The sequence below is a fragment of the Nonomuraea sp. NPDC050680 genome (assembly GCF_040654555.1).
GTDB lineage: Bacteria > Actinomycetota > Actinomycetes > Streptosporangiales > Streptosporangiaceae > Nonomuraea.
The window spans coordinates 166,423-192,896 of record NZ_JBFAIF010000002.1 but is presented as its reverse complement, the minus strand read 5'-3'; the positions used below and the strand labels follow the sequence as shown (position 1 = coordinate 192,896).

The 26,474-nt window shown below is 70.0% G+C and carries 24 protein-coding genes and 1 pseudogene; 8 read left to right on the top strand and 17 right to left on the bottom strand.

Translation table 11 applies throughout. The features are described from left to right. Positions 1-75 precede the first annotated feature (75 nt). Positions 76-957 (bottom strand): MauE/DoxX family redox-associated membrane protein, encoded by an 882-nt coding sequence (locus AB0H88_RS07460; protein WP_357642406.1) that lies wholly within the window; start codon positions 955-957, stop codon positions 76-78. A 31-nt stretch (positions 958-988) separates the two neighbouring features. After that, a complete protein-coding gene (locus AB0H88_RS07455; RefSeq protein ID WP_357642404.1) occupies positions 989-2,878 on the bottom strand; it encodes an ABC transporter ATP-binding protein in 1,890 nt (629 codons plus the stop codon). A gap of 274 nt (positions 2,879-3,152) precedes the next feature. Between AB0H88_RS07455 and AB0H88_RS07450 the strand changes: the two genes are divergently transcribed. Both AB0H88_RS07450 and lanL read left to right on the top strand, forming a co-directional pair. Continuing rightward, positions 3,153-3,323 carry an SflA family class IV lanthipeptide gene (locus tag AB0H88_RS07450; protein ID WP_357642401.1) on the top strand — a complete coding sequence of 57 codons (171 nt, stop codon included), beginning with the start codon at positions 3,153-3,155 and terminating at the stop codon, positions 3,321-3,323. 173 nt (positions 3,324-3,496) lie between these two features. Then, positions 3,497-6,043 carry a class IV lanthionine synthetase LanL gene (gene lanL, locus AB0H88_RS07445; RefSeq protein WP_357642398.1) on the top strand — a complete coding sequence of 849 codons (2,547 nt, stop codon included), beginning with the start codon at positions 3,497-3,499 and terminating at the stop codon, positions 6,041-6,043. Positions 6,044-6,046: 3 nt separating this feature from the next. Here lanL and AB0H88_RS07440 read toward each other — a convergent pair whose 3' ends face one another. The 11 genes from AB0H88_RS07440 to AB0H88_RS07390 form a co-directional block, all read right to left on the bottom strand. Next, complete coding sequence (locus AB0H88_RS07440) at positions 6,047-7,345, bottom strand: M14 family zinc carboxypeptidase (RefSeq protein WP_357642396.1); 1,299 nt, start codon at positions 7,343-7,345, stop codon at positions 6,047-6,049. A 113-nt stretch (positions 7,346-7,458) separates the two neighbouring features. Continuing rightward, positions 7,459-8,535 carry a TOMM precursor leader peptide-binding protein gene (locus tag AB0H88_RS07435; protein WP_357642394.1) on the bottom strand — a complete coding sequence of 359 codons (1,077 nt, stop codon included), beginning with the start codon at positions 8,533-8,535 and terminating at the stop codon, positions 7,459-7,461. Positions 8,536-8,969: 434 nt separating this feature from the next. Next, positions 8,970-9,833 (bottom strand): NAD(P)H-binding protein, encoded by an 864-nt coding sequence (locus AB0H88_RS07430; RefSeq protein ID WP_357642391.1) that lies wholly within the window; start codon positions 9,831-9,833, stop codon positions 8,970-8,972. 276 nt (positions 9,834-10,109) lie between these two features. Beyond that, the gene (locus AB0H88_RS07425) at positions 10,110-12,764 is read right to left on the bottom strand and encodes a fumarate reductase/succinate dehydrogenase flavoprotein subunit (protein WP_357642389.1); all 2,655 of its coding nucleotides are present in this window, start codon (positions 12,762-12,764) and stop codon (positions 10,110-10,112) included. Beyond that, a complete protein-coding gene (locus tag AB0H88_RS07420) occupies positions 12,764-13,477 on the bottom strand; it encodes an ABC transporter ATP-binding protein (RefSeq protein WP_357642387.1) in 714 nt (237 codons plus the stop codon). The genes AB0H88_RS07425 and AB0H88_RS07420 overlap by 1 nt, the downstream gene beginning before the upstream one ends. Further along, complete coding sequence (locus AB0H88_RS07415) at positions 13,474-14,346, bottom strand: ABC transporter permease (protein WP_357642384.1); 873 nt, start codon at positions 14,344-14,346, stop codon at positions 13,474-13,476. The genes AB0H88_RS07420 and AB0H88_RS07415 overlap by 4 nt, the downstream gene beginning before the upstream one ends. Then, on the bottom strand, positions 14,343-15,743 hold the full coding sequence (locus AB0H88_RS07410; RefSeq protein ID WP_357642382.1) for an ABC transporter substrate-binding protein: 1,401 nt from the start codon (positions 15,741-15,743) through the stop codon (positions 14,343-14,345). Before AB0H88_RS07410 ends, AB0H88_RS07415 begins: the two co-directional genes overlap by 4 nt. 11 nt (positions 15,744-15,754) lie before the next feature. Next, positions 15,755-15,982 carry a 4Fe-4S dicluster domain-containing protein gene (locus tag AB0H88_RS07405; RefSeq protein ID WP_357642380.1) on the bottom strand — a complete coding sequence of 76 codons (228 nt, stop codon included), beginning with the start codon at positions 15,980-15,982 and terminating at the stop codon, positions 15,755-15,757. Continuing rightward, positions 15,973-16,749: a GntR family transcriptional regulator gene (locus tag AB0H88_RS07400; RefSeq protein ID WP_357642378.1), complete on the bottom strand. Its 777-nt coding sequence runs from the start codon at positions 16,747-16,749 to the stop codon at positions 15,973-15,975. Before AB0H88_RS07400 ends, AB0H88_RS07405 begins: the two co-directional genes overlap by 10 nt. 308 nt (positions 16,750-17,057) lie before the next feature. Beyond that, on the bottom strand, positions 17,058-17,516 hold the full coding sequence (locus AB0H88_RS07395) for an ATP-binding protein (protein ID WP_357642376.1): 459 nt from the start codon (positions 17,514-17,516) through the stop codon (positions 17,058-17,060). Then, on the bottom strand, positions 17,513-17,800 hold the full coding sequence (locus tag AB0H88_RS07390; RefSeq protein ID WP_357642373.1) for a hypothetical protein: 288 nt from the start codon (positions 17,798-17,800) through the stop codon (positions 17,513-17,515). Before AB0H88_RS07390 ends, AB0H88_RS07395 begins: the two co-directional genes overlap by 4 nt. A 214-nt stretch (positions 17,801-18,014) precedes the next feature. Between AB0H88_RS07390 and AB0H88_RS07385 the strand changes: the two genes are divergently transcribed. The 3 genes from AB0H88_RS07385 (at position 18,015) to AB0H88_RS07375 (ending at position 20,254) form a co-directional block, all read left to right on the top strand. After that, complete coding sequence (locus AB0H88_RS07385; protein ID WP_357642371.1) at positions 18,015-18,842, top strand: helix-turn-helix transcriptional regulator; 828 nt, start codon at positions 18,015-18,017, stop codon at positions 18,840-18,842. Beyond that, a complete protein-coding gene (locus AB0H88_RS07380) occupies positions 18,833-19,039 on the top strand; it encodes a DUF397 domain-containing protein (protein WP_357642368.1) in 207 nt (68 codons plus the stop codon). Before AB0H88_RS07385 ends, AB0H88_RS07380 begins: the two co-directional genes overlap by 10 nt. Positions 19,040-19,120: 81 nt before the next feature. Further along, a complete protein-coding gene (locus AB0H88_RS07375; protein WP_357642366.1) occupies positions 19,121-20,254 on the top strand; it encodes a winged helix DNA-binding domain-containing protein in 1,134 nt (377 codons plus the stop codon). Positions 20,255-20,280: 26 nt separating this feature from the next. Here the strand turns inward: AB0H88_RS07375 and AB0H88_RS07370 are convergent, their stop codons facing one another. Beyond that, on the bottom strand, positions 20,281-21,348 hold the full coding sequence (locus AB0H88_RS07370; RefSeq protein WP_357643145.1) for a suppressor of fused domain protein: 1,068 nt from the start codon (positions 21,346-21,348) through the stop codon (positions 20,281-20,283). Positions 21,349-21,444: 96 nt separating this feature from the next. After that, on the bottom strand, positions 21,445-22,002 hold the full coding sequence (locus AB0H88_RS07365) for a dihydrofolate reductase family protein (RefSeq protein WP_357642364.1): 558 nt from the start codon (positions 22,000-22,002) through the stop codon (positions 21,445-21,447). Between the two features lie 496 nt (positions 22,003-22,498). Between AB0H88_RS07365 and AB0H88_RS07360 the strand changes: the two are divergent. Further along, positions 22,499-22,645, top strand: a pseudogene (locus AB0H88_RS07360) (transposase); the annotation flags it as partial. Positions 22,646-22,658: 13 nt separating this feature from the next. On the opposite strand, the gene AB0H88_RS07355 reads toward AB0H88_RS07360, so the two are convergent. Both AB0H88_RS07355 and AB0H88_RS07350 read right to left on the bottom strand, forming a co-directional pair. After that, positions 22,659-23,792, bottom strand: a complete 1,134-nt coding sequence (locus AB0H88_RS07355; RefSeq protein WP_357642362.1) for a hypothetical protein — start codon at positions 23,790-23,792, stop codon at positions 22,659-22,661. A 341-nt stretch (positions 23,793-24,133) separates the two neighbouring features. Beyond that, positions 24,134-24,703 carry a dienelactone hydrolase family protein gene (locus AB0H88_RS07350; protein ID WP_357642360.1) on the bottom strand — a complete coding sequence of 190 codons (570 nt, stop codon included), beginning with the start codon at positions 24,701-24,703 and terminating at the stop codon, positions 24,134-24,136. A 60-nt stretch (positions 24,704-24,763) separates the two neighbouring features. Between AB0H88_RS07350 and AB0H88_RS07345 the strand changes: the two genes are divergently transcribed. Together AB0H88_RS07345 and AB0H88_RS07340 are read left to right on the top strand one after the other, a co-directional pair. After that, on the top strand, positions 24,764-25,333 hold the full coding sequence (locus AB0H88_RS07345) for a winged helix-turn-helix domain-containing protein (RefSeq protein ID WP_357642357.1): 570 nt from the start codon (positions 24,764-24,766) through the stop codon (positions 25,331-25,333). Between the two features lie 4 nt (positions 25,334-25,337). After that, positions 25,338-26,465 (top strand): winged helix DNA-binding domain-containing protein, encoded by a 1,128-nt coding sequence (locus AB0H88_RS07340; protein ID WP_357642354.1) that lies wholly within the window; start codon positions 25,338-25,340, stop codon positions 26,463-26,465. The last annotated feature ends 9 nt before the right edge of the window (positions 26,466-26,474 follow it).

Genomic DNA, 26,474 nt, shown 5'->3' with positions numbered 1-26,474 from the left:
TGTCAGTGGTAGCGGGACAGCCGGGTGGTCACCTCCGCCCCTCACCACGCCGGCTCATACCGAGGAGCGACCTGATCACGTCCTGGTCCGCCCAGGAGCCGAGGGGACGCGGGCGAGCAGGGCGTCGAGAGCCTCGGGCTCGGCCGCGCCGCCTGCCGCCAGGACGACGCCCCGCCGGTCGGTCAGCACGGCGTACGGCGGCCAGGGGATGCCGTGCCTGTCGAACACCCCGGGATCGATGACCAACGGCAACTCGACCCCCTGCGCGGCCAGGTAGTCGCGAACCTCCCCCTCCTCCGCGGCGCTCACCAGGACGACGTCCACCTGCTCAGCCGCGACGAAGGCGGGCAGCATGGCGCTGCAGACGCCACATGCCGGCGCTATCAACGCGTACAGGACGCCAGGCTTTTCGGAGGTGAGGGCCACCGCAGGCGGGGTCACGTCCCATTGGGTGCCGGGGCGGGGACCGACGCGGCCGCGCTCCACGGCTCCGACCAGCCGGGCCGCCAAGAAGGTCAGCGCGAGGCACACCGCTCCCACCAGCAGGTGGACGGGGGTGAACGGGGAGGATCCCGCGACGGCGGCCATGACCGCCAGCGCCGCGAGCAGGCCGGTACGCGTCATGGTGGCGGCGCCGATGAGGCCGCGGTCGCCGAAGCAGCCGCAGCCGACGCTCATTCCGCGCCACAGCACCGACGCCATCGCGGCGAGGAAGACGGCGAACAGGGCCGCCGCGAGGAACGCCCCCCAGCGCCGGGTGGGTGGCGCGGTGAGCAGCCCCACCGCCGCCAGCTCCGCCACCACCACCGCGACGGCGGCGACGACCGTGAGCCGCAGCGGGACCAGCCGATAACCCGCGATATCGGCGGCGAATCCGGCCAGGTCACGAGCCTTGCTCACGGCCGCGTACAGCAGGACCGCGATCAGCGCCGCATAGGCCGACGACAGAATGATCAACGGATCGCCTCGGGAGCATGGCGCCTGGAGGTCATGTGACCGACTCCTGGTATGCCTGGGCCTGGAGGGTGTACATGTCGGCGTACAGGCCGCCCTCCTCCATCAGCTCGGCATGCGTGCCCTGCTGGGCCACCCGTCCGTGGTCGAGGACGTAGATGCGGTCGGCGTACCGGACGCTGGCGAGCCGGTGTGTGATGAGGACGATGGAGCGGCCGTCGGCGTACTTGCGGATGCGCTCGAACAGGGCGTGCTCGGCGCGGGCGTCCAGCGCGGAGGTCGGCTCGTCGAAGATCACCAGGGCGGCGTCGCGGTAGAAGCCGCGGGCCACGGCGATCCGCTGCCACTGCCCGCCCGACAGATCGTGGCCGCCCCGGAAGCGCTGGTCGAGCAGCGAGTCGTACCCCTGCGACAGCCCGGCCACCACCTCGTCGGCCCCGGCGGCGGCCGCGGCGGCGGCCAGGCGGCCTTCGTCCAGCGGGCGGCCCATGAGGATGTTCTCGCGCAGGGTCAGCGGCCAGCGGGTGTGGTCCTGGGCGATCACCGAGATGAGCCCGCGCGTGTCGAGTCCGGCCAGGTCGGCGCCGTCCCAGCGGATCGTCCCCGAGTCCGGCCGGTACAGTCCGGCCAGCAGCTTGGCCAGCGTGGTCTTGCCGGAGCCGTTCTCCCCGACCAGCGCGATGACCTCGCCGAACCCCACCGAGACGCTGATCCCGTTGAGCGTGGGGCCACTCGCCCCCGGGTAGCTGAACGTCACCTGGTCGGCGGCCAGCCGCCCGGACGGCTCCGGCGCCGCCGTACCGGATGGCTGTCGCACGCGCGAGGCGGCCAGTTCGCGAAAGGACAGGTAGTCGCCGAAGTAGAGGCCCGACTCGTACAACCGGTTCATCATCTGCACCAGCGCGGCGAGGGACATCTGGCCGGCGCGGATGGCCAGCACGGCCGCGCCCGCCACCGCGAGCGGGATGACGCCGATGGCCAGCAGCCCGGCGAGCGCGGCGTAGACGACGACGGTCGCGGCGCCGGTCAGCAGGTCGCCGGCGGCCTTGGTGACGGCACGGCGGCGCGCGACGTCGAGTTGCACGTCCTGTTCGAGGTCGGCGACGTTCGCGTACTCGCCGAGCAGGAAGTCGCGCAGTGCGAACGCGCGCACCTCGGCGGCGGGCAGCCGTTCGGCCATCAGGTCCGACAGCATGAACTTGCGCCGCCGCGCGGCCGACAGCCGATAGTACCCCTGGTACTGCAGGCGCGCCGCCCGTACCGCGGCCCAGCCCGCGGGCACGACCGTGACCAGCAGCAGCGGCGTCAGGAGCGGGTGCATGAGGCCGAGCGCCACGGCCGAGGCCAGCACGCCGACGGCTCCGCCGAGCACGGCGATCGTCGCCTCGACCACGCCCGCGGCATCGGGCACGCCGCTGTCGCGGGCTCTGCGCATCGCGTTGTGGAACTCGTCGTCGTCGAACGCGGTCAGCTCCACCTGGGTGGTCAGCTCGAAGAGCCGCGTCTCGGCCAGCCGTTCGACCTCCACCTTGAGCCGCGCCTGGGCCCAGGAGGCGGCGGTCAGCAGCGCCCCGCGCAGCCCGGCGGCGGCCGCGACCAGCGCCAGCGAGGGCAGCGCCGCCCGCACGCGCTCGGGCGTCGGCCCACCGGCGAACAGCGAGGCGAGCACCTCGGACGTCGCGACCAGGCCGTAGACGGTGAAGACGCCGGCCACCAGGTTTCCGGCCAGCGCGACGATCGTGTCGCGGCGGTGCGCCTCCCAAGCCATGCGTAACGCGGACATCACCAGGTACGGCAGGCGACGCGCGATCTTCGCCATGCTCGCCGTCAGGAGTTCGTCGCCATGGCTCTCCCAGTAGGCCAGCGCCAGCCCCGACCTGTCCGCCGCGACGTCCGGGGTTCGCTTCTTCCAGAACGCTTTCATGCGGGAAGCCAGGGGATCACCTAGCCAATCTAAGTGACCGTTGTGTCGCCGTAAAGCCCTCTTGTAAACGATTTCGCCTCGGCGCGGCCGGGGCGAGGAATCCCGTTCCGTGATGCCTGGACATCGTTGGTGAGTTGTGAACATAATGCGTCCGTTTGACCGCGACAGGCGATTCCTATCGCGGTCAGGGCACGGGTAACGGCACTTATCCGGCGCCGTCCCGTGGCTCAAGCCCCACATCGGCCGCCTACAGGTGGCCAAGGAAGGAGCCCTCATGTCCGTTCTTACGATGGAGCCCCGCGACGCAGGCGTTCTGGAGTACGAGGACCTCGCCATCGACTTCGAAGGCGAGCTCACCGCGCTGCTCCACGGCCCTCAGGCCTGCGTGAACACCTGCAAGCGCACCGTTTGCTCGACGTTCCCCTGCTGCCCGTCGATCGTGTGATCGGGCGGTAACGCGTTCGGCGTTCCGTGGCGGCGCGCTCCTTGCGCCGTACCGCTGTGGAAAGGCCATCGGTGCACTTCCGGTGGCCTTTCTTCGGACATCCGGCCGGTCGGTGCAGAAGGGTTTTCCCATTGACAGTAAATGTGGTTGTTTCTCTTACCCATTTTGCCGAGTTGAACACTAGGGAAATCTACGAGGGCGACACCTGGGTCAGTGTCCACGACCCGCGTGCCACCACCCCCAACCAGGGCTGGAAGCTGCATGTCTCGGCCCGTCCCGGCACCCTGGGCGACACGCTCGACCGGGTCCTGCCCGTGCTGGCCGGCGTGTCCTGCGACTTCAAGGTCGCCCGCTCGCCCGAGAAGCTCGCGGAGCTCAACTCCGGAGACCTCGACGCGGGCGCGGTCGGCAAGGCCATCACCGTCTACCCGCAGCCGGACGAGGTCGTCCCGCTCGGCCACCGGCTGGCCGAGGCGCTGGCGGGGCTGGCCGCGCCGCGCATCGTCAGCGATCGCCAGGTGCGCCGCGACGCGCCGGTCTATTACCGGTACGCCCCCTTCGCCCCCCAGTACCGCGTGGACGAGAACGGCGACTTCGAGCTGATCATCGTCGGCCCGGACGGCGAGCACCTGCCGGGCGCGGCGGGACCCGAGTTCTCCTGCCCGCCGTGGGCGAGCGACCCGTTCCGCCCGCAGAGCGGCGTCCCCGACTCGCCTCAGGCTGCCGGGTCGGACACCGTGGAGGCGCCCGCCAGGCTCATCGGCAACCGGTACCGCGTCACGTCCGGCGTCGCGCGTGGCCCACGCGGCAACGTCTACCGGGCCGAGGACGCCGACGGCAGGCCGGTCGTGGTCAAGGAGGCCCGCGCCTACGTGGGCGAGAACGCCGAGGGCTGGGACCTGCGCATGTACCTGCGCAACGACCTTCGCATCCTCAAGGCCCTGGACGGCGTCGCGGGCATCCCCACGCCGATCGACCACTTCCGGCACGGCGAGGACGAGTTCCTCGTCATGACCGACGCCGGCAGCCTGGACCTCAACCGGTTCGTCGGCGAGCGGGGCCGCTTCACCGAGAACGGCGGCGACCGGGACCTCACCGCGCTGGCGGGCCGGCTGCTGGAGGTGCTGGACGCCGTGCACGCGCGCGGGGTCGTCGTCAGGGACTTCTCCCCCAAGAACGTGGTGCTCGGCGAGGACGGCCGCTGCACGCTGATCGACTTCGGCAACAGCAGGTACGAGGGGCTGCAACTGCCAGGGTGGAGCCGTGGCTACAGCGTGCCCGGCCAGCAGGCGGACCGCCCCTCCGAACCCGCCGACGACTATTTCTCGCTCGGGGCGACGCTGTTCTTCTCGGCTACCGGGATGAACCCCATCATGATCGATTCCGACCCGGCCAGGAACGTCGAACGGACGCTGATGTGCCTGGCGCGGATGTTCCCCGGCGTCACGACCGGCGTCATCGGGCTGCTGCCGCGCCTGCTCAGCCTCGACGCCGAGGAACGGGTGGCGGCTGCGGCCGACATGAGGGCTGACGTGAGGTCCGACGTCAGGGCCGAGCGGGCGGGTCGTACGGCGTCGCGGTCTGACGGGGTGCGGTTCAGCGGTGCGCTGCTGTCGCAGGTCCTCGATCACACCACCCGTGTGTGCGTACGGTTCGCGGAGGGCCTGATGGACGGCCCGGCCGACGCCCGGACGTCGAGCCCGCCGGTGACGAACGTCTACGGAGGGTCGGCCGGGGTCGGCATGGAGCTGTTGCACCATCCCGAGGCCAAGACCGTCGCCGCAGACCTGGCCCGCTGGACGGCGCGCCTCATGCCGCCGACCGCGCTCCCCCCGGCGCTCTACTTCGGCCGCACGGGAACGGCGCTGTTCCTGGCCGCCGCGCGGCTGACCGCCGTCCCCGAACTGCCGGACCCCGGGCCGATCGTCCTGAGCGGCGAGCAACGCGCGGATCAGGCCCACGGCGTCGCCGGTATCGGCGCGGGGCACCTCTCGCTGGCCGCGCTGGAACAGGATCCGCGCCACCTGGAAGTGGCCGCCGAGTGCGCCAGGCTACTCGTCTCCGGCGAGGTGACGGACTCCAAGGACGCGGTGGCACCGGCCCAGGCCGGTTCGGGCGTCAACGTGGAGATGGCCTTCGCCCACGGCGCCGCCGGCTGCGCGGAGTTCCTGCTCTCCTACCACGAGGCCACCGGCGACCACGACGCCGGTCAGGCGGCCAGGGAGCGCTTCGAGTCGCTGGCCACCGCCACCGAGGTCATGCTCGGCGAGCTCACCGGGCCGGACGCCAAGGCCATGGGCGCGTCCTGGTGCCAGGGTGTCTCCGGCATCCTCGGCCCACTGGCGCACGCGGCCACCGCGTACGGCGAGGACCGCTACCTCGACCTGGCGGAGCGGGGCGCCCGCGCGAGCCTGGCCATCGCGCCGCAGGCGTGGGTCGTGTCCCAGTGCTGCGGCCTGGCGGGCATCGGCGAGGCGCTGATCGACCTGGCGATGGCCACCGGCGACGACGGCTACTGGCGTGGCGCCGAAGAGATCGTCGAGCTGATGCTGATGCGCGCCGGCGGCGAGCTCTCGGCACCCGTCTTCACCGGCAACGATCTCGACAAGCCCGGCTACACCTGGGCGACCGGCGCGTCCGGCGTCCTGTCCTTCCTCCGCCGCCTCGACCGCCGCACCGGCTCCCGCCTGTGGACGGCGAACTGGCGCCTGCCCGTATGAAGCTCAGCGCAGGCGGCGGGTGGCGGCCAGGGCGGCCTCCGTCTGGATCGTGACGATCCGGTCGAGCGGATCGTCCAGCTGGACCAGCTGGCCCTCGGCCTCCGCGCACAGGCGCCCCATGCGCTCCTCCAGCGCGGCGCGGACGGCCGTCAGGTCGGCCGGGCGGTTGCCCGCCGCCGCCTCGGCCGCCAGCAGCCGCAGGAACATGGCGCAGGCCCGCAGCGGCAGGCGGCGCACGGTGTCGTGCATGCCGCTCGCCTCGGCCCGCGTGACGGTCCTGGCGGTGTCCTGCCCGTCCACGGCGCCTTCGAGCGAGGAGACCAGCAGGCGGGAGACGGCGAGCGTGTCGTCCACCGCCGCATGGAACGGGGTGTGCGCGACGCACCGCGGCCGGACGTCCGTACGCGCGCGGGCCAGCGGCTCGATCTCCTCGCGCAGCCGTACCGCGGCCGCCTTGACCAGGTGGCCGAAGGAGAGCCCGGCGTCCGAGGGGTCGTCGCACCCCGGAGTGGTCCACAGGGGCACCTCGGCGATCAGCGTGAACGTGCCGTAGCGGTCGGCGTAGTGCCAGCTCGACGCCCCGTACGTACGAGGTGTGCGCGCGTCGCCGCCCGTCTCCACGAAGTCGATGTGCTCGGCCGGCGGCAGCAGCGTGACGCCGGGCCCCGCGACCTGGTAGCCGACGGTGTCGATGGGCCCCAGGTCCAGCGGGACGCCCTGCCCCGCGGCGATCGAGGCCAGCTCGGCGGCCAGGCCGGGTATGTCGCGGGTGATCTGGAAGTACGCGCCGCCGAAGTCGGCGTTGTGCAGCGACAGCATGAACGCGGGCCGCAGCTCGTCGATGACCCGCATCAACGCCAGGGTCTCCGGCAGCGGCCGGTCGAACCGCTTGCGCCCGGCGTGGATGGGGAAGGTCCATTCGGGCTGGTCGCTCATGGACGGCCGGTAGAAGTGACGGTGGTAGTGGCTGATCGTGTACGGGCCGGCGTACCAGCCCTCGTTCAGCCGGGCGCCGTCGGGATCGACGCACGCGATGAAGTGCCAGGTGAACCCCCGCCGCTCGGCCGGGTTCTCGCACAGCACGGAGGCCAGGCGGAGCACGGTCAGGAAGCCGGCGGGCTCGTTGGCGTGGGGGCCGCCGAACACCAGGGCGTTCTGGCGCCCGTCCCCGATCGAGACCAGTTCCAGCGGCTCGCCCCGCCGGGAGGCGCCGATGAGGCGTCTGCGGCAGGTCGCGGGGAACCGGTCGCACAGCTCCCGCAGTAACGCGGCCATGTCGTCGATGGTCGGGATCACGCGCATGGGGGAAGCCTCTCAAGCGCGCGCCGCCACGTCACGTAGCCGGTGCAGGAGGTTTCGCAGCCCCGCTCGCCCCGCGAACCTGGCAGGTGCAGGAGGTTTCGCAGCCCCGCCCGTCAGGCGGGATCCCCGCAGACCTGGCAGGTGTCGAGCCGGGTGACGGGCTGCTCCGCCGTCGCCATCGTCAGGAGGTCGAAGTGGACCACCCGGCCGAGCAGGGCCGGCGGGACCACGCCGGTGAGGTAGCGGACCGCCTCGGCGGCGACGAACCCGGCCACGATCGCGCAGAGCGGGCCGAACGCCGGAATGCTCCGCCCCTGGTTCAGTATGGCGGGCAGCTCCCACCCGCCATTACGGCCCCGGAGCTCCTCGTCCAGGCAGGCCAGGCAGGCCGAGCCGCCCGGCACGACCAGCGGTCCCGCGATGCCCAGGTGCTGGCTGAACCCGCCCGGCAGGAGCGGCACACCGGCGGCCACGCAACCGGCGTTCATCCATTGGCGGATCTGCGGCTGCGGGCTGTCGGCCGTGGCGATGACCAGGTCCGCGCCCGCGACCAGGTCCGCGACGTCCCCGGCGCCGGTCAGCGTGCGGTGGTGCCTCTCCACCTTGACCGCCGGGTTGTGCTCGGCGAGCCGGCGGGCGGCCGAGTCCACCTTCGGGCTCCCGACGTCCTCCGCCGAGTAGAGGTATTGGCGGTGGAGGTTGGACTCCTCGACGTCGTCCTGGTCGACGAGCCGCAGCCGCCCCACCCCGGCGGTCGCCAGTTGCAGGGCGACGAACCCGCCGATCCCGCCGACGCCGAGGACCGCCACCGTACGCCCGGCGAGGTCCCCGGCCATCTCGGCGGCCCGCGACGCGGGCTGGAACATCGAGAAGAACAGGGCCTGCCGCGACGTGGGCCCGTGGCGCGTCAGCAGCTCGACGTCCTGCTCCTCGACCAGGATCCGGGCCCCGAGCAGAGCGGTGATGGCCTGGTCCACCTCGGCCGCCGTGACGCCGCCGATCCCTGCCGTGAGGCTGACCAGCTCCTCGCGGGGCAGCGCGGTGGAGGCGCACCGCCGTACCAGCTCGCGTAGAGCCGGAGAGGCGGACTTGAGCACCTTTCCCGTGCCCGGCAGGTCGCCCAGCCGGACTAGTTCGCGGCGGTCCTCAATGAACAGGGGAAACGCCGGGTTGACCAGAACGCGCGACAATTATCCGCTCCACGTCAGAAAAGGCGCGGGATCGGCGATCCGGGTGGCCACCAATCCCGCGATGAGTATCAGCTGTTGCTGTTACCGCACGTGAGCTCTACTGCCTCTACCTCGGCAATCGTGATCTCCATGCAGTCCCCCCTTCAGATGATGCTGGGACATTTGGGGCTATAGCGGAGAAATGTCCTCGAGCGAGGAAGGTAGTTTCCCCGAACTCCAGTGTCCACCGCTTTGGTGATAAATGACCCACTTGAGCCAGTTTATTCAGTAGCCCGTCTCCGAAACGGGCTTTACGGAGAAGCCCTATCAGGCCGGTCGAGGCGCCGCAGGGAGGCAGGAGAAGGCCAAGCTCTTCGACGGGAGGTCCGGTGGGGAGAGATGATCAACCCGGGCAAACCATAAGGATCATTACAAACCCCGTCAATGATCTCGGCTCAAGGTGTAGGAAGCCCCAGCCCAGCAGGCTGATCCGGCGGGAAACCGGCGGCCTCGAAGGCGTGCGCGTGTTCGGCCACCCACGAGCGGAACGTGCGCGCCGCGGCGCCGGTCACCTCCTCCACGGTGGCGGTGACCGGCGCCGGGCCGAGCGTCATCTCGGCCTGGGCCCGCAGGATGCCGTCCACCGCCGCGGCCGGCCAGCCGCGGGCCAGCATCTGCCGCCGGGCGTCCTGCGGCGAGGTCTCCTCCCAGCGCACCGGGTGGCCGATCACCTCGCCGATGACGCGTACCTGCTCGGCCTGGGTCAGGGACCGCGGTCCGGTCAGCTCGTACACGGCGCCGGCATGCCGGTCCTGGGTCAGTGCCCGCACCGCGACCGCGGCGATGTCCCGCTCGTGCACGAGGGACATCGCGGCCTGACCATACGGCTCACGCACCACTCCCCCGCCGCGGATCTGCTCGGCCCAGCGCAGGGCGTTGGCCGCGAAGGCGTGCGGGCGCAGGATCGTCCATCGCGGCCCAGAACGTTCGATCAGCTGCTCGGCCTGCCGCTCATGGTCACGCACGGCCGCCGACGACAGGTACACCACCCTGTGGGTCTCGGCCATCAGCTTGAGCACCATCTCCAGCCCCTCGGCCGAGGCGAACGGCCAGACCAGGAACACCGCCTCGACCCCCTTGAAAGCGGCATGCAGAGAATCAGGGACCGACAGGTCACCGCGCACGCCCTCGACGGTCGGTGGCAGATCGGCCGGTTCCCGGGTCAGCGCTCGAACCTCGACCCCGGTTTCCAGCAGTTGCGCCATCACCTGACGACCGACCGTGCCGGTCGCCCCGGTGACCAAAATTCGATGCGGCATCCTGGGCCTCCCATCAGTGGTTCTACTGATGGTCAACCGTAGGAGGAGGATCTGAGATGACCAATGCTTAAAAGTCTGTGATTCATACGCGATCGTCTTCTCATCGAAGAGCTCAAACGGCGAGTCGGCCCAAGCTGCGGTCGACGACCGTGATCAGCAGGTACAGGACCGCAGCGCCGATCATGACCCAGGCCAGCTGATGCATGCCGCCGTCATGTGAGGCGTTCCGTGCCGTTCCACGCCGGGAGAGGAGCGGTCATCGACATCACGAGGCGTTCAGCCGGCCAGGGCCTTCCTGGCGTAGGAGCGGACGTCGGCGTCGGAGTCCGCCAGCGCGGCCCGCAAGGCGTCCGCCACCTCCGTGGCGGCGGCCCACGGCGTGAGCGCGAGCACGGCGGCCTTGCGCACGTCCAGGTTGGGGTCCGCCAGCGCTGCGACGAGCGGCTGCATCGCCGTGGCCGGGTCCGCCGCGGCCAGGCAGCGCGCCGCCCCCACCCGCACCTGCCAGTCCTGATCGTCCAGCCCCCGGACGGCCTCGGCCTCCAGCGGCGTCCCCACCTCGCCCGATGACTCCAGGGCGGCGGCCCTGACCAGCGGGTCGGCGTCGCCCGCGAGAGCCGCCAGCGCGGCTGACGGCTTGCCGATGAGGCCCAGCCCCTTGGCCGCCCAGACGCGTACCTCCCTGGAGGGGTCCGTCGCGGCGGTGGCCACCGGGCCGGCCTCGTCGAGGGAGACCAGGCCGCGGATCGCCGCGATCCGTACCCGGTGGTCCGGGTCGGCCAGCGCCGTCTGGAACGTCCCGGTGTCGCCGAGCCGCATCGAGCGCAGCACGTCCAGCCCGGTGGCCCGGACCATGGCGTCCCCACCGGACAGGCATCCGGTCACTGCCGCGCCGAGTTCGGGCGTGGCCGGCAGCACCTCGACCAGCTCCTTGAGGCCGGTGGCCGCCGCCCGGCGTACGGTGCCGTGCTCGTCGGCGAGGGCGCCGGCCAGGGCCAGGCCCGTCCCCTCAGGCACCGTCTCGGTGAGTGTGGCGATGGCGGCCCGGCGTACCTTCGGGTCGGCATCGGCGAGGTAGGGGGCGAGCTGCGCCACCGACGGCTGTTCCTCGGCGAGGCGGTGCAGCTCAAGGATGCGCGGCGAGCGGCCGACCGCGGCGCGGGCCTCCCGGCGCACCTCGTGGCGGCGCACCGCGGTCGCGGTCCGGGCGCGCAGCACCACCGGCTCGGCGGCGACCGGCGAGAACTCCTCGACCGGCACCAGGTACGGCTCCACGGGGCGCTTGACGAACTCCATGGCCCCGTCGCGCCGGCGGAGATTCAGGTGGAACAGCCACCCCTCGTCGTCGCGTCCGGGCTGGTCGGCGCGCTCGTGGTAGAGGCCCCACCGGCTCTCGGTACGGGTGAGCGAGGCACGGGCCGCCATCTCGGCGCAGTCGCGGATGAAGTCGACCTCGGCGCAGCGCATGAGCTCGTGCGGGGTGCGCGCGCCCATCGAGGCGATCTCGTCGCGCATCCGCTCGAAGGACTCCAGCGCGATCTCGAGCTTGGCGCCGGTCTTGGGCGGGGCGACGTAGTCGTTGACGAAGCGGCGCAGTTTGTACTCCACCTGCTGCTGCGGCGGCCCGTCCGGGTTGCGCAGGGGCCGGTAGACCAGCTCGTGCGCGGCGGCGATCTGGTCCTCCGGCAGCGCCGCGCCGCGTCGGTGGTGCTCGGCCGCGTGGGCGCCGGCCAGGTCGCCGAAGACGAAGGCGCCGATCATGTAGTTGTGCGGCACGCAGGCCAGGTCGCCGGCCGCGTACAGGCCGGGCACCGTGGTCGCGCCGTGCTCGTCCACCCACACGCCCGACGCCGAGTGCCCGCCGCACAGGCCGATCTCCGAGATGTGCATCTCCACGTCGTGGTCGCGGTAGTCGTGCCCGCGCCCGGCGTGGAACGTGCCACGGGTGGGGCGTTCGGTGGTGTGCAGGATGGCCTCGATCTCCGTGACCGTCTCGTCGGGCAGATGGGAGAGCTTGAGGTAGATCGGCCCCCGGGCGGAGGCGATCTCGGCGGACACCTCGGACATCATCTGGCCCGACCAGTAGTCGGAGTCGACGAACCGCTCACCCTTGTTGTTGACCTGGTAGCCGCCGAACGGGTTGGCCACGTAGGCGCAGGCCGGCCCGTTGTAATCCTTGATCAACGGGTTGATCTGGAAGCACTCGATGCCGCTGAGCTCGGCCCCGGCGTGGTAGGCCATGGCGTAGCCGTCGCCCGCGTTGGTGGGGTTCTCGTACGTGCCGTACAGGTAGCCGCTGGCGGGCAGGCCGAGCCGGCCGCAGGCGCCGGTGGCGAGGATCACGGCTCCGGCGCTCACCGTGACGAAACGCCCGGAACGCGTGTCGAACCCGGCCACGCCGACCGCCCGGCCCTCCGAGGTGAGCACCCTGACCGGCATGACGCGGTTCTCGACGCGGAGCCTCTCCCGGATGTCGCGTCGCCGCAGCACCCGGTAGAGGACCTTCTTGACGTCCTTGCCCTCCGGCATGGGGAGCACGTAGCTGCCCGAGCGGTGGACCCTGCGGACCGCGTACTCGCCGTGCTCGTCCTTCTCGAACTTCACCCCGTAGCTTTCCAGGCGGCGGACCATGTCGTGGCCCCTGGTCGCGGTCTGGTAGATCGTCTTCTGGTTGACGACGCCGTCGTTGGCCCGGGTGATCTCGGCGACGTAGTCCTCGGGGGTGGCCTTGCCGGGGATGACGGCATTGTTGACGCCGTCCATGCCCATGGCGAGCGCGCCGCTGTGCCGTACATGGGCCTTCTCCAGCAACAGCACCCGCGCGCCCTGTTCGGCGGCGGTGATCGCGGCCATCGTGCCCGCGGTGCCTCCGCCGACGACGAGCACGTCGCACTCCAGGCGCAGGCCGTCCTCGATCGAGGGGATGTCCATCACAACTCCTTGAGGATCTGGGCGCGCAGCCCGGCTCTGTCGGCGCCGGGGTCACGGGGCCCTGGCACCTCGGTCACCGCGCGGACTCCGCCACGGCCGAGCACCACCACGCGATCGGCGAGCAGGAGCGCCTCGTCCACGTCGTGGGTGACGAAGATGACCGTCGCCCTGGTGTCTTCGAGCACGTCGAGCAGGAGCGCCTGCATCTCGGCGCGGGTCTGGGCGTCTAGCGCGCCGAACGGCTCGTCCATCAGCACCGCGCGGGGCGCTCCCGCGAGGGCGCGAGCGAGCTGCACGCGCTGCCGCATGCCGCCCGACAGCTCGCGCGGCAGCCGGTCCTCGTGCCCGGCCAGGCCGACGCGGGCGATCCACTCCCGCGCGGCGGCCCGGCGCTCGCGCCTGGGCAGCTTGCGGATGCGCAGCGGCAGCTCCACATTGCCCAGGACGGTCCGCCACGGCAGCAGCGCGTCGTCCTGGAAGATCATCGCGCGGTCCGGCGAGGTGGCCGCGATCTCCTCTCCGTCCGCGACGATCCTTCCTCCGTACGGCCGCAGCAGCCCGGCCAGCGCGCGCAGCAGCGTGGACTTGCCCGAGCCCGACGTGCCGACGACGACCAGCACCTCGCCGGGGCGGACCGCCAGGTCGAGCTCGCTCAGGACCGGGTCCCGGGCGTACCCCAGCGACAGGGACTCCAAAGTGAGGCCGAGAGTCACGACTTGCTCCCTTCCGCCCGCGGCAGCCAGCGTGTCATCCGTCGCCCGGCCAGCTCGACGGCGGCCGAGGTGAGCCAGCCGAGCAGGCCGATGGTGATCATGCCGACGAAGACGGCCGGGTAGTCGACGATCGTGTACGACATCCAGGTCCGGTAACCGACCCCGAACTCGCCGGAGATCATCTCCGCTGAGATGACGCAGATCCAGGCCACGCCCATGCCGACGGAGAGCCCGCCGAACACTCCGGGCAGGATGCCGGGCAGCACCACGTTCCAGAGCACGTGGCGCCGGCCGCCGCCGAGCGTCCTGACCGCGTCCTCCCAGAGCGTGGGCAGCGCCCGCACGGCGTGCCGGGTGCTCACCATGACCGGGAAGAAGGCGGCGGTGCACGTGATGAACACGATGCCCTGCTCATCGGTGGGGAACAGCAGGATCGCCACCGGCACCAGCGCGATCGCGGGAATGGGGCGGACGGCTTCGAGCAGCGGCAGCAGTGCGTCCCCCGTCCCGCGGGATCTGGCGACCAGCAGGCCCACGGTGATCCCGGCGACCGCGGCCAGGCCGAATCCGGACAGGATCCTGATCAGGCTCTGCAGCAGGTCGAGGTAGTACACGGAGGTGGAGAGCCGCGTGGCGAACCGCGCGGCGATCTCATCGAGCGTGGGCAGCCGGTCGAACCTGAGCCAAAGACGCGCGTCGGTGACCGTGAGGAGCTGCCACAGGGCGGCCACGGCCAGGAGCGAGGCCGCCCTGATCGCCCATCGACGCCCCTTCCCCGCACTTCTCTGAGCCCGGCCCCGCACGGACGGCGCGGCCACGGACGCGGGTACGGCCGCCCAAGACGGGCCGGCTTTCGTCTCCGTGGTCATCGGGCGTCACCTCCCGCTGTGGCCGCCTTCAACGCGGCTTCATAGGCGACGGGCTCGGTCTTCGGATGCTCCTCGCGGTAGGTGGCGGCCCCCTCCTCGGTGGTGAAGGGCAGGAACCTGGCGCTCGCGGCGGCGGCCGGATCCCGGAGCCAGACGGACTTGTCGGCGAACCACCTGGTCCCGGTGACGGTGTCAGGCACGTAGGCCGCCCGTACCGGCTGCTTCGCGGCGGCCACCTGCCGGAGCAGGCAGGTCGGCGTGGCGGCGGCCAGGGTCTCGCTCTGCCCGCTCAGCCACAGCTCCGAGGCGGTCTTGGGATCGTCGACGGCCACGCCGCAGACGGTGTCGTTCCCCGTGATCGGGGCGGGGTTCACGGTCGAGGCCCGGTCGGCGTCGTACGCCGGCCCGTACGCCTTGCGGAGGTAGGCGTCGTTGACGAAGGAGGCCACGTTCACCCCGGCGAAGTCGGCGCTGATCCGCTTGAGGTAGGTCACGTCATGCTCATGTGCCGCCTGAAGGGACTGCTTCAGCGTGACGTCGAAGGTGGCGATGCCGCCGCGGCCGTTGTACAGGTAGACGACCTCGGGCGGCAGGCCCGTGGCGCGGGCCACCGACTCCGCGGCCTGCAGAGGGTGCTCGTGCAGGTAGCGGGTGGCGTCGATCTGCGCCTTGAGGAAGGCGTCCACGATCTCCGGGTGGTCCTTGGCGTACGCCTGGCGTACCACCACGCCGTGAAAGGTCGGCACGTCCAGAGCCGAGCCGTCGTAGACCAGCCGGCCCTTGTTCTGAAAGGCCAGCAGTCCCGGCCAGGCCACGAACTGGGCGTACGCCTGCACCCCGCCCGACTCGAGCTGGGCCGCGCCGACGGCGGGCTGGTGATTGACCGTCTCGACGTCGGTGATCCCCGCCTTCTCCAGCGCCTGGATCAGCGTGCCGTGCCCGGCCGAGCCGAAGCTGGCCGAGATCTTGGCGCCCTTGAGGTCGGCCAGGGTCCGCGCCTTCGACGCGGGCGGGACGATGACCATGTTCAGCCCGCCGCGCGCGTTGTAGCCGGTGATGGAGATCAACTCGGTACGGGCCGCCGGGATCGACTGGGTGCGAGAGGCGTTGATCAGCAGCGGATAGTCACCCATCGAGCCGATGTCGATCTTCCCGGCGACCATCTTGGCGGTGATGGGGGCGCCGGTGTCGTAGCCCTGCCACTCGACGGTGTACTTGCCGCCGAGCCGCTTCTCGAGGTAGCCGAGCGAGCGCAGCAGGGTGCCGGCCGTCACGGTGTTGATGGTCTTGGACTGGTAGCCGACGACGAGCTTCGTCTTCCCCTCGCCGCCCGTGGCGCCGGAGACCGAGCAGGCGGTGGCGGCCAGCAGGAGCACCGCCATCAGGGCCTTGCGCACAGCGCTCTCCTTCATCTCAGCAGGTAAGGCATGTTGATGGTGACCGCGTCCACGGGGCACCTGGCCGCGCAGGGGCCGCAGTACCAGCACTCGTCGACGTGCATGTACGCCTTGCCGGTCGCGTCGCTGATCGCCAGGGAGTCGAGCGGGCACGCCTCGACGCACAGCGTGCAGCCGTCGATGCACAGGGATTCGTCGATCGTCACCGGGACCTCGACGCGCTGGGTGATCAGGGCCATGCCTGCTCCTTGTCTTCTTTTCGGCGGTCCTCGGTGCGCCGCAGATGGCCGCGCATCGTCAGCCGGTCGCCTCTGAAACGGATGAACTCCAGGTCCACCGGCCTGCTGTCGGCCAGGTGGGTGAGCCGCTCGACCATCAGCAGCGCGGCTCCGCGTGGCGTGCCGAGCGCGGCGGCGGTGTGCGGGTCGGCGTTGACGGCTTCGAGCGTGAGCTCCGCCATGCCGAGCGGCTGCCCGGCGATCTGTTCGAGCAGCACGAAGATGTCGTTGTTCGCCAGGTCCGCGTCGAATAGCGGCTCGCCGACGTCACGTACGAGATAGGTGAGGTCGAGCGAGAGGGGCAGGCCGTTCAGGTTGCGCAGCCGTTCCAGGTAGACGACCTGCTCACCGGGTGCGAGCCCGAGCCGGTGGCTGACCGGGGCGGGCGGCTCTATGAGAGTCATCGTGCGGACCTGGTTGGTCACCCGCCCGTGCTCGTGCAGGGTCTCGGCCAGACCGAGCAGGCGATGCAGCCCATGCGGGTACTTCTCGGCCACCACGGTGGTGCCCACGCCCGGGCTCCGCTCGACCAGACCCTCCTCGCGCAGCAGGTCGAGCGCCTCCCGGACGGTGTTGCGCGAGATGTCGAACTCACGGGCGAGCACCGCCTCCAGCGGCAGCTGCCCATGAGGGAAGCTGCCGTGGATGATCTGTCTTCTCAAGAGGTCGGCCACCTGCCGGGCACGATCCGCCCGGCACCGCCGATCATCGAGCACCACCCGCTTCATGCCGCTAAACCTACTCAACGAGTAGGAAAAATGGGATAACGGGGAGGTTGCGCCACCCCATCCGGCCCGAATCACCGGCTTGAGCTGCGGAAACACTCGGAAGACGGCAAGATCTGCCACCTACGTCGCAGGTCGACCACCACGACCTCCACGCCTTACAGGTGATCCACCACCGAGCCGTACCGCCGGGACAGCGGCCCATACCCGCCGCCCGAAGTGCCCGCCGGCAGCCAGACTGCTCGCGGATCGCACGCTTGACGGACCCTGGACCAGGTCCTTGGTGCAGCGCACCGGGACATATGACATGGTCAATCGCGCTCGGTCAGCCGGAACCAGACCGATCCGCCGGTCTCGTCGCGGTGGAACCCCCATTCCTCGGCCAGCAGATCCACCAGCCACAGGCCCCGGCCTCCGTCGTCGTCCAGGGTCGGCGCGCGTACGGCGGGCGTGGTGGTGAAGGAGCCGGCGTCGGCCACCTCCACCCGCACGGTCGCGCCTATACGGGTGATCTGGACCGCCACCTGGCCGCCGAGGGTGTGGGCGGAGTCGGAGTGGGTGATGGCGTTGGTGACAACCTCGCTCAGCAACAGGAGCACATCGTCGAGGAACGGGGACGGGACGCCGACGGACAGCAGGGAGCCCGCCCAGTCACGGGCCTCGGGAACGGATATCGCCGTCGCCGGGAATTTCCTGCGCCAGGTGGCGTGCGGCGCCTTCGTGAATGGCGCCTTGGGCGAGGCGTCGTAATGGCGGAGCGGCCCTCTCATACGTCCACCTCCGCCACGATGATGGCGGCGGCATTGTCCGCCTGCGCCACCACCCATTTGTCGCGCCGCCACAGCCGCGCCCACCATGGACGCCAGGTGAAAACCCATTCGCAGTAACGGCGAATGGCGGTGATGTGGACCGTGGTGCCGTTCCCCAAGAGCATCTCCAGAACCGGCCGGCCGGTCACAGGAACGACCAGGGAGACGCGGATGCCCAGACAGTGCAGCTCCCAGCCCAGCCGGGCCAGATGATCGAATCTCTCGTACTGTTCGCGCGCCGTCATTTCTCTCCCGGCCGTAGAAAGTCATGGGTAACCTTCTTTATCTGCTGCCAGAAAAGAGAGGCTGTGCTTTAGCGTGCCTTCTTGGCGTCGAGTCGGCGGCCGAGTCACCAAGCCAAGGCAGCACGCATAATGACAGCCACTGGTCAGGCGTGGTTTAAATGGTGTAGCCACCCGAAGAGAGTTTCCGTTTTTCTCTGATTAGAGGGGAAATGTGATGCACGTTGTGCCGTCTCTCGACCCGGGGTCCCCTCGCGTGCGATTCGCCGCCGAGATGCGGCGGCTACGGGAGGCCGCCGAGCTGTCACAGGCCGCCGTGGCGTCCCGGCTGGGGTGCACGCAGACCCAGGTGAGCAGGCTGGAGAAGGCCACCCGTACACCGTCGCGGTCCGACGCCGAACGGCTGGACCAGCTCTTCGGCATGGCCGAGGGCGTCTCCTTCACCCGCCTCTACCAGAGCATCACCGCCCAGCCGGGCAGCCCGATCTGGTTCCGGGACTGGGTTGAGGAGATCGAGCCCACCCTCCTCATCCTGCGTTCTTGGGATCCCCTTCTCGTCCCGGGGCTCCTACAGACCGAGGCATACGCCCGGCACATCTTCAGCCAGGCGCCGCAGATCACACCTGAAGGGGTGGACGAGCGCGTCGAAGCCCGCATGCGGCGGCAACACATCCTTGATCGGAAGAAACCGCCCATGCTCCTGGTGCTCGTCGATGCGGGCGTATTGCGCCGCAGGATCGGCGGCCCTGAGCTCATGCGCGAGCAACTCGGCCATCTGCTGGAGCTGGTTCAGGGACCTGATGTCTTCATCCAGGTCGTCGATCCGGAATGCGTAGCCGGCCTGGCAGGGGCCTTTATGATCGCCGAGCTTCCGAACGGCCAACCTGATGTCGTCAGTTCAGACTCACCGACGCAGGCGCATATCACGCCAGACCATGACGTCGTGCGCTCGATCTGGCAGCGCTATGAGGCGATACGGATGTGGGCTTATCCTGAGCGCGTATCCCTCAAGATGATCGAGGAAGCGAGGCGGGCATGGACCTGAGTGCCGCCGTATGGCGGAAGTCGTCGCGCTCTTCAGACAACGGCGGCCAGTGTGTCGAGGTCGCCGTCAACCTTCCCGGGGTGGTCGCTGTTCGGGACAGCAAGGACCCGGAAGGCCCCAAGCTGATCTTCGCCCCCGCCGAGTGGCGGGCATTCATCGCCGGCCTCAAGTCCGGTGACTTCGCCCTTCTGCCCTAAAATCATCCACATCACGCTCCCCGTCGCTGGATGACGACAGGCGCTGACGACCGCCCGCCGTCGAAGACAAGGAACGGGGAGATGAGACTCACCGCCCGACAGCTCAACCGGGCCGCGCTCGCCCGGCAGCTGCTGCTACGGCGCGAATCGCTGACCGTGGCCGACGCCGTCCGACGGCTCGTCGCCCTGCAGGCGCAGGAGGCCCCGTCTCCGTATGTCGCCCTGTGGAACCGGCTCATCGACTTCGAGGCGAAAGAGCTGGACGTCGCGTTCGCCGACCGCGAGGTGGTCAAGGCCACGCTGCTGCGCATCACGCTGCACGCGGTGCACGCCGAGGACTACCCGTACTTCCACACCGCGATGCGGCGCACGTTACGGGCAGCGCGGCTGGGCGACTCCCGCTTCACATCGAGCGGACTGTCCATCGCCGACGCCGACGCCCTGCTCCCCCATCTCGCGGAGTTCGTGGCCAGTCCGCGTACCAGCGCCGAGATCGAGGACTTCCTCAAGGGCAGGTACGGGGAGCCCAAGCGGGGTGCGTGGTGGGCGCTGCGGACGTTCGCGGCTCTGCACCACGCGCCGACCGGTGGGCCGTGGTCGTTCGGCGCAAGGTCGTCGTTCCTCGACGCAGGCACCACATCAGGTCCGGAATCTGAGGACGAGTCCGTACAGCGCCTGGTTCTGCGTTACCTACAGGCGTTCGGCCCCGCCTCGGTGCCGGACATGGCGCAGTTCACCCTGCTCAAGCGGTCGGTGCTGCGGTTGGCTGTGCAGGCTCTGGCCGGCCAGATCGAGGAGTTGGAAGGGCCGGATGGAGCGGCACTGTTCGATGTGCCCGGCGCGCCGCTCCCGGCGGAGGACACCGTCGCCCCACCCCGCCTGCTGCCCATGTGGGACAGCGTCCTGCTCGCCTACTCCGACCGCAGCCGCGTCATTCCGCCCGAATACCGCACGATCGTCATCCGGCGCAACGGCGACGTCCTGCCGACCCTGCTCGTCGACGGCTTCGTCGCCGGTGTGTGGCGCCCGGTCGAGGGTGGCATCGAAGCGACGGCGTTCCACCACCTGGACGACGAGGCGTGGAAGGGGCTCGCGACGGAGGCCGAGGCGCTGGCGGCGTTCCTGGCTGATCGCGGGACCACCGTCTATCGCCGCTACGGCCACTGGTGGACCAAGCAGTTGCCCAGCGCCGAAGTCCGTTTACTCCCGGGCTAGGCCGTGACGGCACCGCGCAAAGATCGTTAGTGCCTGTCCCGGTCCACGATGTGCAACGGTACGTCGCGCTCGACCCGTTCCAGCACAGCGCCCGCGTTGCCGCCCTTGGCCGCCACATACTCCGCCTCGGTCAGCGCAACGACCTGCAGGAACGTCACACGGCCGTGCGGGGTGTCCAGCACGGCCAACTGCGGGTCGACGGCGAACGCGAGCGCCGCGAGTTCGGTGGGATTGTCCGCCTCCTGGTCCGGCCGGTCGTTGAACGTCCCCCGGGCCACGTGGATCGTGTGGCCGGGCGCGAACGGCCGCTCCGCGAAGACGTACCTGGCCAGCTGCTGCAACAGCACGGCCGGCCACTTCGGCGGCGCTTCGTCCTGTGGGCCACGGGCCACCCGGATACTGAACTCGATCCCCCAGCCCGACTCCTCCGGGTCGTCGGTCACCTTCTCGTAGAGCTCGGACATCCCGAAGCTCACGAGGTGCCAGTGCGGTCGCGGCTCGTCCCGAGCGTAGATCCGGATCGCGTCCAAGGGGTCGGGACCGCCGTCCGAGTACGGCACGTCAGGCGCGAAGGTGCCCACCGGTTCGGTGTCGCCGTACAGATCGTGCAACGCCGTCTCGATCGCCGCCCAGCCGATCGCCTCCACGTCCGTGGAGATGACGATCTCGGCCCCTTCCGGTAGGTCCTTCACCTGCCCGTGGATCTGGCCGGCGATGTTGACGCTGACCACGAAGTCGATGGCGTGGATGTTGTCGACCGCGACCCGACCACCGGCGACCGGCGGGTGCTTGAAGTCGTAGACCTGTTCGGCGTCGGGGACGATCCCGGCCCGTTCGGCTTCCTGGACCAGCCCGGCCATCAGATACCGCTCCTGGCCCTCCGGCGTGTCCAGCTCCGCTCGCAGCGCCTCGACGCCGTCCCAGCACCGGGTCAGCGTGCCGTGCACGATGCTGAGGAACCAGCAGCCGTCGCCGGAGCGGAGGAAGACGTCCCCGAACGGAGACGCGAAAAGCGGCACCTTGTCTCCGATATCGGCCCACTGCCAGGCGTCCAGGGCACCCTCATACTGCTCCGGCGAAAACGCTCGAATCATATTCACGCGGGGATCCAACCACAGAACTGAACGGCACCGGGGACGGACAGGCACCGGCCCCCGGTGTCACTGTGACGGTGTGTCGCTTGCCGGGTCCTACTTGTCGGCTGGCGCGTACACCAGTTCGAGGACGCCGGATGGGAAGGCCGTGCTTTTCACCAAGCGCAGGTTCACCGCCTGATCCAGCTCGGGGAACAGCGGCGCGCCCTTGCCGGTGACGGCGGGCAGCACCCACAGCCGGTATTCGTCGACCACGCCGAGCTTGATCAGGGAGTGCATGAACGCGGTGCCGCCGGCGGCGACGAGGTCCTTGCCGGGCTCGGCCTTGAGCTTGGCGATCTCCTCCGCGGTGTCCCCGCCGGCGATCCGGGTCTCGGGCCAGCCCTCGGCCGAAGTCAGGGTGCGGGAGAACACGACCTTGGGGATCGCGTTCATGGCCTCGGCAGAGGGGTGGTCGGAGGTGGGCCAGTAGCCGGCCATGATCTCGTAGGTGTTGCGGCCCATGAGGAAGGCCCCGGACTCCCACAGCCGGCTGACGAAGTACTCCTCCTGTTTCGGGTCGTCGATGCTCATCATGACGTCCCGAATTCCGTTGTCCCCGTCAGCGCTCTTGCCGTCGAGCGAGACGTAAAAACCCAGAATCAACTTCCGCATTTCAGTTCCTCCATGCGTTTCTTCCCGCGCCGGGACGGTCCCAGCACGGGCCAACGTCCCTGGCGGGCGCTTGCCTGAGCTCCGATCAGCGGCCACCACTCGATCAGCTCGTGCTCAGTGGTTGGCCGCGCACACACTCAGACCGCCGGTTCCCGCAAAACTCATCGCGCGCTGCGCCATCGATACCGCTCACTCGCAGCAGGCCGAAGCTGTTCCCGGCGGCGGCACGGTCGCGGCGCGACCGGAGCAGGCTGGGCCGCAGGTCCTGCGCGGTGGCCACGAACCTAGCCGCAGAGCGTAGCCGGACACCGGGACGGTCCGGCAGCGACCTAAGTCGCGCTTCCAAGGTGACCAAAGTGGCCGGTGACCAAAGTGGCCACGATCCGGCCGCCCGGCACTAGCGGCCCGCGCCCGGCCGACCATGCTCGGCGCGGTCAACCACAGCGAGGACCAGGTCGGCCGACTGTGCGCGCTCCGCCGGCTCCAACGGAGCGCCACCATCGGGGAGTTGGCCGCGCTGCTCACCGAGGCCGCCGTCGCGGCGATCGAGTCCGGCGAGGAGGCCATCACCTAGCGCACCCTGCTGCTGGCCTCCTACACGGGCCCGACCGAGCGGCGCCGCAAGTTCGAACGCGAACTGGTCCTGGTATCTCGTGCTACCGGGTACTGCGGGAGTCATCGAACAAGGGACGAAGCTTGCGCTCGAACGCCTTGCCGTCAATGCCGCGCGCCAGATTCCGAGTGGGTTTCACCATCTCTAAGGGACAGCTGTCCTTGTTCGCCTGCGTTCCCGGCACGGTGAACCGCCTGACCACCCTGCCGCTGAGCGCTTCCCGCACCACCACGCGGTAGACGCTCTCGAAGACGTCGAAGGTGTGCGGGAAGCCGAACTCAATTCCGCTGATGGACGAGTAGGAACAGGTGACGTTCCGGCCGGAGTCTCGCGTCGTCTCCACGCGTACACAGATGAGCAACTGGACTTCCTCCTCGGCACGCTCAAAGTCCTCGCCGCGCGGTTTCCAGCGGTCATCCAGGCCGAACTCGGCGTACACGAGGGGGTTCTCATCGGTGTAGGAGGCCAGCGCCATCAAATGAGGTCCCCGACCGGCGTACGGCCGGGCTTCGGCGTTGTAGACAGCGATGCGCGGTGACCTGCAGGCCGATGTCTTGTCCGTGGCCGTCGTGGGCCCCGCCGGCGCGGCCAGCGAAGGAAGCCGGCCGGTGGGCGGCGGGCCGCCAGGCCGGTCGGACGGCCAGGCGCACGAGCCTGATGCCGTGATGGTGAACGTCTGGCCGACGGCGGCATCCTTCTTGCCGGACTCGACCTTGTCGGCGTTGGGCTTTTCGGTTTCGGCCGACAGTTGCGCACGCATATGGGTGCCGTCCGCATGCACGCCGCTGACCACGTGGCCGCGGCCTTCCTCGAAGTCCTCATCGACGTCGACGAAGCCGTTGTTCGACATCCACTGCTGCGCGTCGTCGAGGGTCTTGCGAACCTGCCCGCCGACGGACACGGCGATCTTCGCCTGCGGGAGGACACCCCAGGCAGGACTGTCGTCACCGCAGCCCGCGACCCGCGACACGGCCGGCTTGGAGGCGCGCGCGCCCGGTGACAGGCCCCCCGTCACGAAACGGGACAGGTGCGTGGTCAAGCGCTGCTGCCACTCCTGCGCCGCCACGGTCGGCACCACCGCCGGCTCCGGCGGTCGATCTTCCTCGGAGGCATCGGAGCAGGCACTCAGAAGCATCGTGCACATCAGTGCCGCCGTCATGATCCTCGTGGTGGTCATGGGGTCCCGCTCACAGCGTGGAGTTCGGTCGGACATCGACACCGGGCTGCTCATAGGTGATCGCCTATGAAACAGCAAGACCGGCACGCCGACGCCCGTCTTGTGACCTCCTCTGATAATCGGCCGTTTCGGGGCTGGTTTTGAGCATGAAAACGGGACCAGGGCGGTGCTGTTCCAACTTCGGAGGTGGCGCGGTCGAGCGTCGCCGCCCCCAGCGTCTCGATGGCATCCAAAACAGCCCGATAGTCATCGGGGGGACGCGGCGTCACGCGCAAGCGCCCGCGTGGGGAACTGGTCACTCTGGGCGTACTCAGCAGCCATTGAGGCACTATCCCTGTCCGTCATGGTGCGGTTCGGCCGAGGAAGTCGAGCGCGCGGCGCATGAGCAGCGCGGCCGCGTGGGCGTCATAGGAGGGCAGGCCGGCGTCGGCGAACAGGTGCCGGTCGCCCGGGTAGACAAAGAGCTCGCCGTGCTTGGCCGAGGCGAGCAGGGTGCGGGCCGCGTCAAGGTCGCCTTCGCCGGCGAAGAAGGGGTCTGCGTCCATGCCGTGGATCTGCACGGGCAAGTCCTCCGGCCACTCTGAGGCGGGCAGGCAGGCCTCGATGAGCAGCGCCCCGCAGGCCCCTGGCCGGGTCTGCGCCAGCGTCTGGGCCGCCATGACACCGAGCGACCAGCCAGCGTACACCATCTCGTTCGGCAGGGTGTCGGCAGCGCGGACGCCCTGCTCCAGAAGCTGGTCGAAGCCGATCTTCCCGGCGTGGGCCTGGCCGTCGTCCAGGCCGGCGAAGGTGCGCCCGGCGAAGAGGTCCGGTGCGTGCACGGTGTGCCCGGCCTGGCGGAGCTCGTCGGCGAAGGCGAGGAACCCGGTTGTCTGCCCCTGAATGTGATGAAACAGCAAGATCTCCGCCATGCGGTCGCCTCCTATGAACCAAATATCCCGAACAATCGAAGATGGTAGATTGATCGGTATATGTCAAACAATGTTCCCGACTACGAGCTCGCCGACACGATCGTGCTCACCACTGCGGAGCAGGTCCGGGCCATCGGCGATCCGCTGCGGACCACGATCCTCGGCCTCCTGCACGAGCGGGCCGCGACCGTGACCGAGCTGGCCACCGCGGTCAAACGGCCCAAGAGCACGGTCGCGCACCACGTCAACGTGCTGGCCGAGGCCGGGCTGCTGTACGTGGTACGGACCCGGCGCGTACGGGCGATCGACGAGCGCTACTACGGCCGTACGGCCCGGATGTTCTACGTCGGCGTCGGCCAGGCTCCGGGCGGCGGCCCGCTGCCGTTGGACTTCAACGACTTCGAGGTAGCGGCCAAGGAATCCGCCGCGGCCTATCAGGCTCACCAGCTGCACGCGTTCATCCGGCATGCCCGCATCTCGCCCGATCAGGCCACCAAGTTCTGGCACCGGATCAAGGACCTCGTGCAGGAGTTCGACCTGATGCCTCGCTCCGGTGAGACGACCTACGGATTCGCCATCGGCCTGTATCCCATGACGGACTATCCAACCCTGCCGGCCGAGGAGGAATGACGGCATGCTCACCATGCGGGAACTCAACCGGTCCACCCTCGCCCGCCAGCTACTTCTGGGGCGGCAGGCCCTCGATGTCGCCGAGGCGGTGCGCCGGGTGGTCGCCCTGCAGGCGCAACACGTGGCTTCGCCGTACCTGGCACTATGGAACCGGATCACCGCGTTCAACCCGGCCGACCTGGACGCGGCCTTCGCCGACCGCAAGATCGTCAAGGCCACGCTCCTGCGGATCACGCTGCACGCCGTTCACGCCGACGACCACCCCCACCTCCATGAGGCGATGCAGCCCTCGCTGCGCGCCGCCCGGCTCGGCGACCCGCGCTTCACACGCAGTGGCATCACCCCGGCCGACGCCGACGCGCTGGTCGGCGACCTGCTGGCCTTCGCGGATCAGCCCCGGTCCGCCGACGAGATCCAGGCATGGATCGAAGAGCGGCTCGGCGTTCCACCTAAGGGCGTGTGGTGGGCGCTCCGGACCTACGCCCCGCTCCTGCACGCGGCCACGGGAGCGCCGTGGTCGTTCGGCATCCGCCCGGCCTACATCGCCGCCGGACTCCCGCCGACGCTCGGAGCGGAAGCCGACCAAGCCCTGCGGACGCTGGTCCTGCGCTATCTGGAGGGGTTCGGCCCGGCATCGGCTGTCGACGTGGCGCAATTCGCGTTGGTGACCCGCAAGCGCGCCCGCGGCGCGATAGACGCCCTCGCGGGCACACTCCAGCGGCTGACCGGGCCGGACGGCTCGGAGTTGTTCGACCTGCCAGGCGCGCCTCGCCCGGCCGAGGACACGCCCGCCCCGGCACGGCTGCTGCCCATGTGGGACAACGTCCTGCTCGCCCACGCCGACCGCAGCCGGGTCATCCCGCCGCAGTATCGCAAGCTCGTCACCCGGACCAACGGCGATGTCCTGCCGACGCTCCTGGTAGACGGCTATGTCGCCGGCGTGTGGCGGCCAGCCGGGGATGGGATCGAGGCCACCGCGTTCCATCCGTTGCCCGGCCAGGTGTGGGGCGAGCTGGTCGCTGAGGCGCGGGCGCTGGCGGCGCTGCTGGCCGACCGCGAGCCGGGGATTTACCGCCGCTATGACCGCTGGTGGTCCGATCTACCCGGCGCGGAGGTACGGATCCTTCGGTAAATGGCCGCA

Excerpts from the sequence above, each read along its gene's own strand:
- AB0H88_RS07430 (WP_357642391.1), bottom strand. The coding sequence starts at position 9,833 with ATGCCGCATCGAATTTTGGTCACCGGGGCGACCGGCACGGTCGGTCGT.
- AB0H88_RS07355 (WP_357642362.1), bottom strand. The coding sequence starts at position 23,792 with ATGACCACCACGAGGATCATGACGGCGGCACTGATGTGCACGATGCTT.
- AB0H88_RS07425 (WP_357642389.1), bottom strand. The coding sequence starts at position 12,764 with ATGGACATCCCCTCGATCGAGGACGGCCTGCGCCTGGAGTGCGACGTG.
- AB0H88_RS07370 (WP_357643145.1), bottom strand. The coding sequence starts at position 21,348 with ATGATTCGAGCGTTTTCGCCGGAGCAGTATGAGGGTGCCCTGGACGCC.
- AB0H88_RS07415 (WP_357642384.1), bottom strand. The coding sequence starts at position 14,346 with ATGACCACGGAGACGAAAGCCGGCCCGTCTTGGGCGGCCGTACCCGCG.
- AB0H88_RS07340 (WP_357642354.1), top strand. The coding sequence starts at position 25,338 with ATGCTCACCATGCGGGAACTCAACCGGTCCACCCTCGCCCGCCAGCTA.
- AB0H88_RS07375 (WP_357642366.1), top strand. The coding sequence starts at position 19,121 with ATGAGACTCACCGCCCGACAGCTCAACCGGGCCGCGCTCGCCCGGCAG.
- AB0H88_RS07405 (WP_357642380.1), bottom strand. The coding sequence starts at position 15,982 with ATGGCCCTGATCACCCAGCGCGTCGAGGTCCCGGTGACGATCGACGAA.
- AB0H88_RS07350 (WP_357642360.1), bottom strand. The coding sequence starts at position 24,703 with ATGGCGGAGATCTTGCTGTTTCATCACATTCAGGGGCAGACAACCGGG.
- AB0H88_RS07455 (WP_357642404.1), bottom strand. The coding sequence starts at position 2,878 with ATGAAAGCGTTCTGGAAGAAGCGAACCCCGGACGTCGCGGCGGACAGG.
- AB0H88_RS07440 (WP_357642396.1), bottom strand. The coding sequence starts at position 7,345 with ATGCGCGTGATCCCGACCATCGACGACATGGCCGCGTTACTGCGGGAG.
- AB0H88_RS07380 (WP_357642368.1), top strand. The coding sequence starts at position 18,833 with ATGGACCTGAGTGCCGCCGTATGGCGGAAGTCGTCGCGCTCTTCAGAC.
- AB0H88_RS07395 (WP_357642376.1), bottom strand. The coding sequence starts at position 17,516 with ATGAGAGGGCCGCTCCGCCATTACGACGCCTCGCCCAAGGCGCCATTC.
- AB0H88_RS07365 (WP_357642364.1), bottom strand. The coding sequence starts at position 22,002 with ATGCGGAAGTTGATTCTGGGTTTTTACGTCTCGCTCGACGGCAAGAGC.
- AB0H88_RS07385 (WP_357642371.1), top strand. The coding sequence starts at position 18,015 with ATGCACGTTGTGCCGTCTCTCGACCCGGGGTCCCCTCGCGTGCGATTC.
- AB0H88_RS07400 (WP_357642378.1), bottom strand. The coding sequence starts at position 16,749 with ATGAAGCGGGTGGTGCTCGATGATCGGCGGTGCCGGGCGGATCGTGCC.
- AB0H88_RS07390 (WP_357642373.1), bottom strand. The coding sequence starts at position 17,800 with ATGACGGCGCGCGAACAGTACGAGAGATTCGATCATCTGGCCCGGCTG.
- AB0H88_RS07345 (WP_357642357.1), top strand. The coding sequence starts at position 24,764 with ATGTCAAACAATGTTCCCGACTACGAGCTCGCCGACACGATCGTGCTC.
- AB0H88_RS07450 (WP_357642401.1), top strand. The coding sequence starts at position 3,153 with ATGTCCGTTCTTACGATGGAGCCCCGCGACGCAGGCGTTCTGGAGTAC.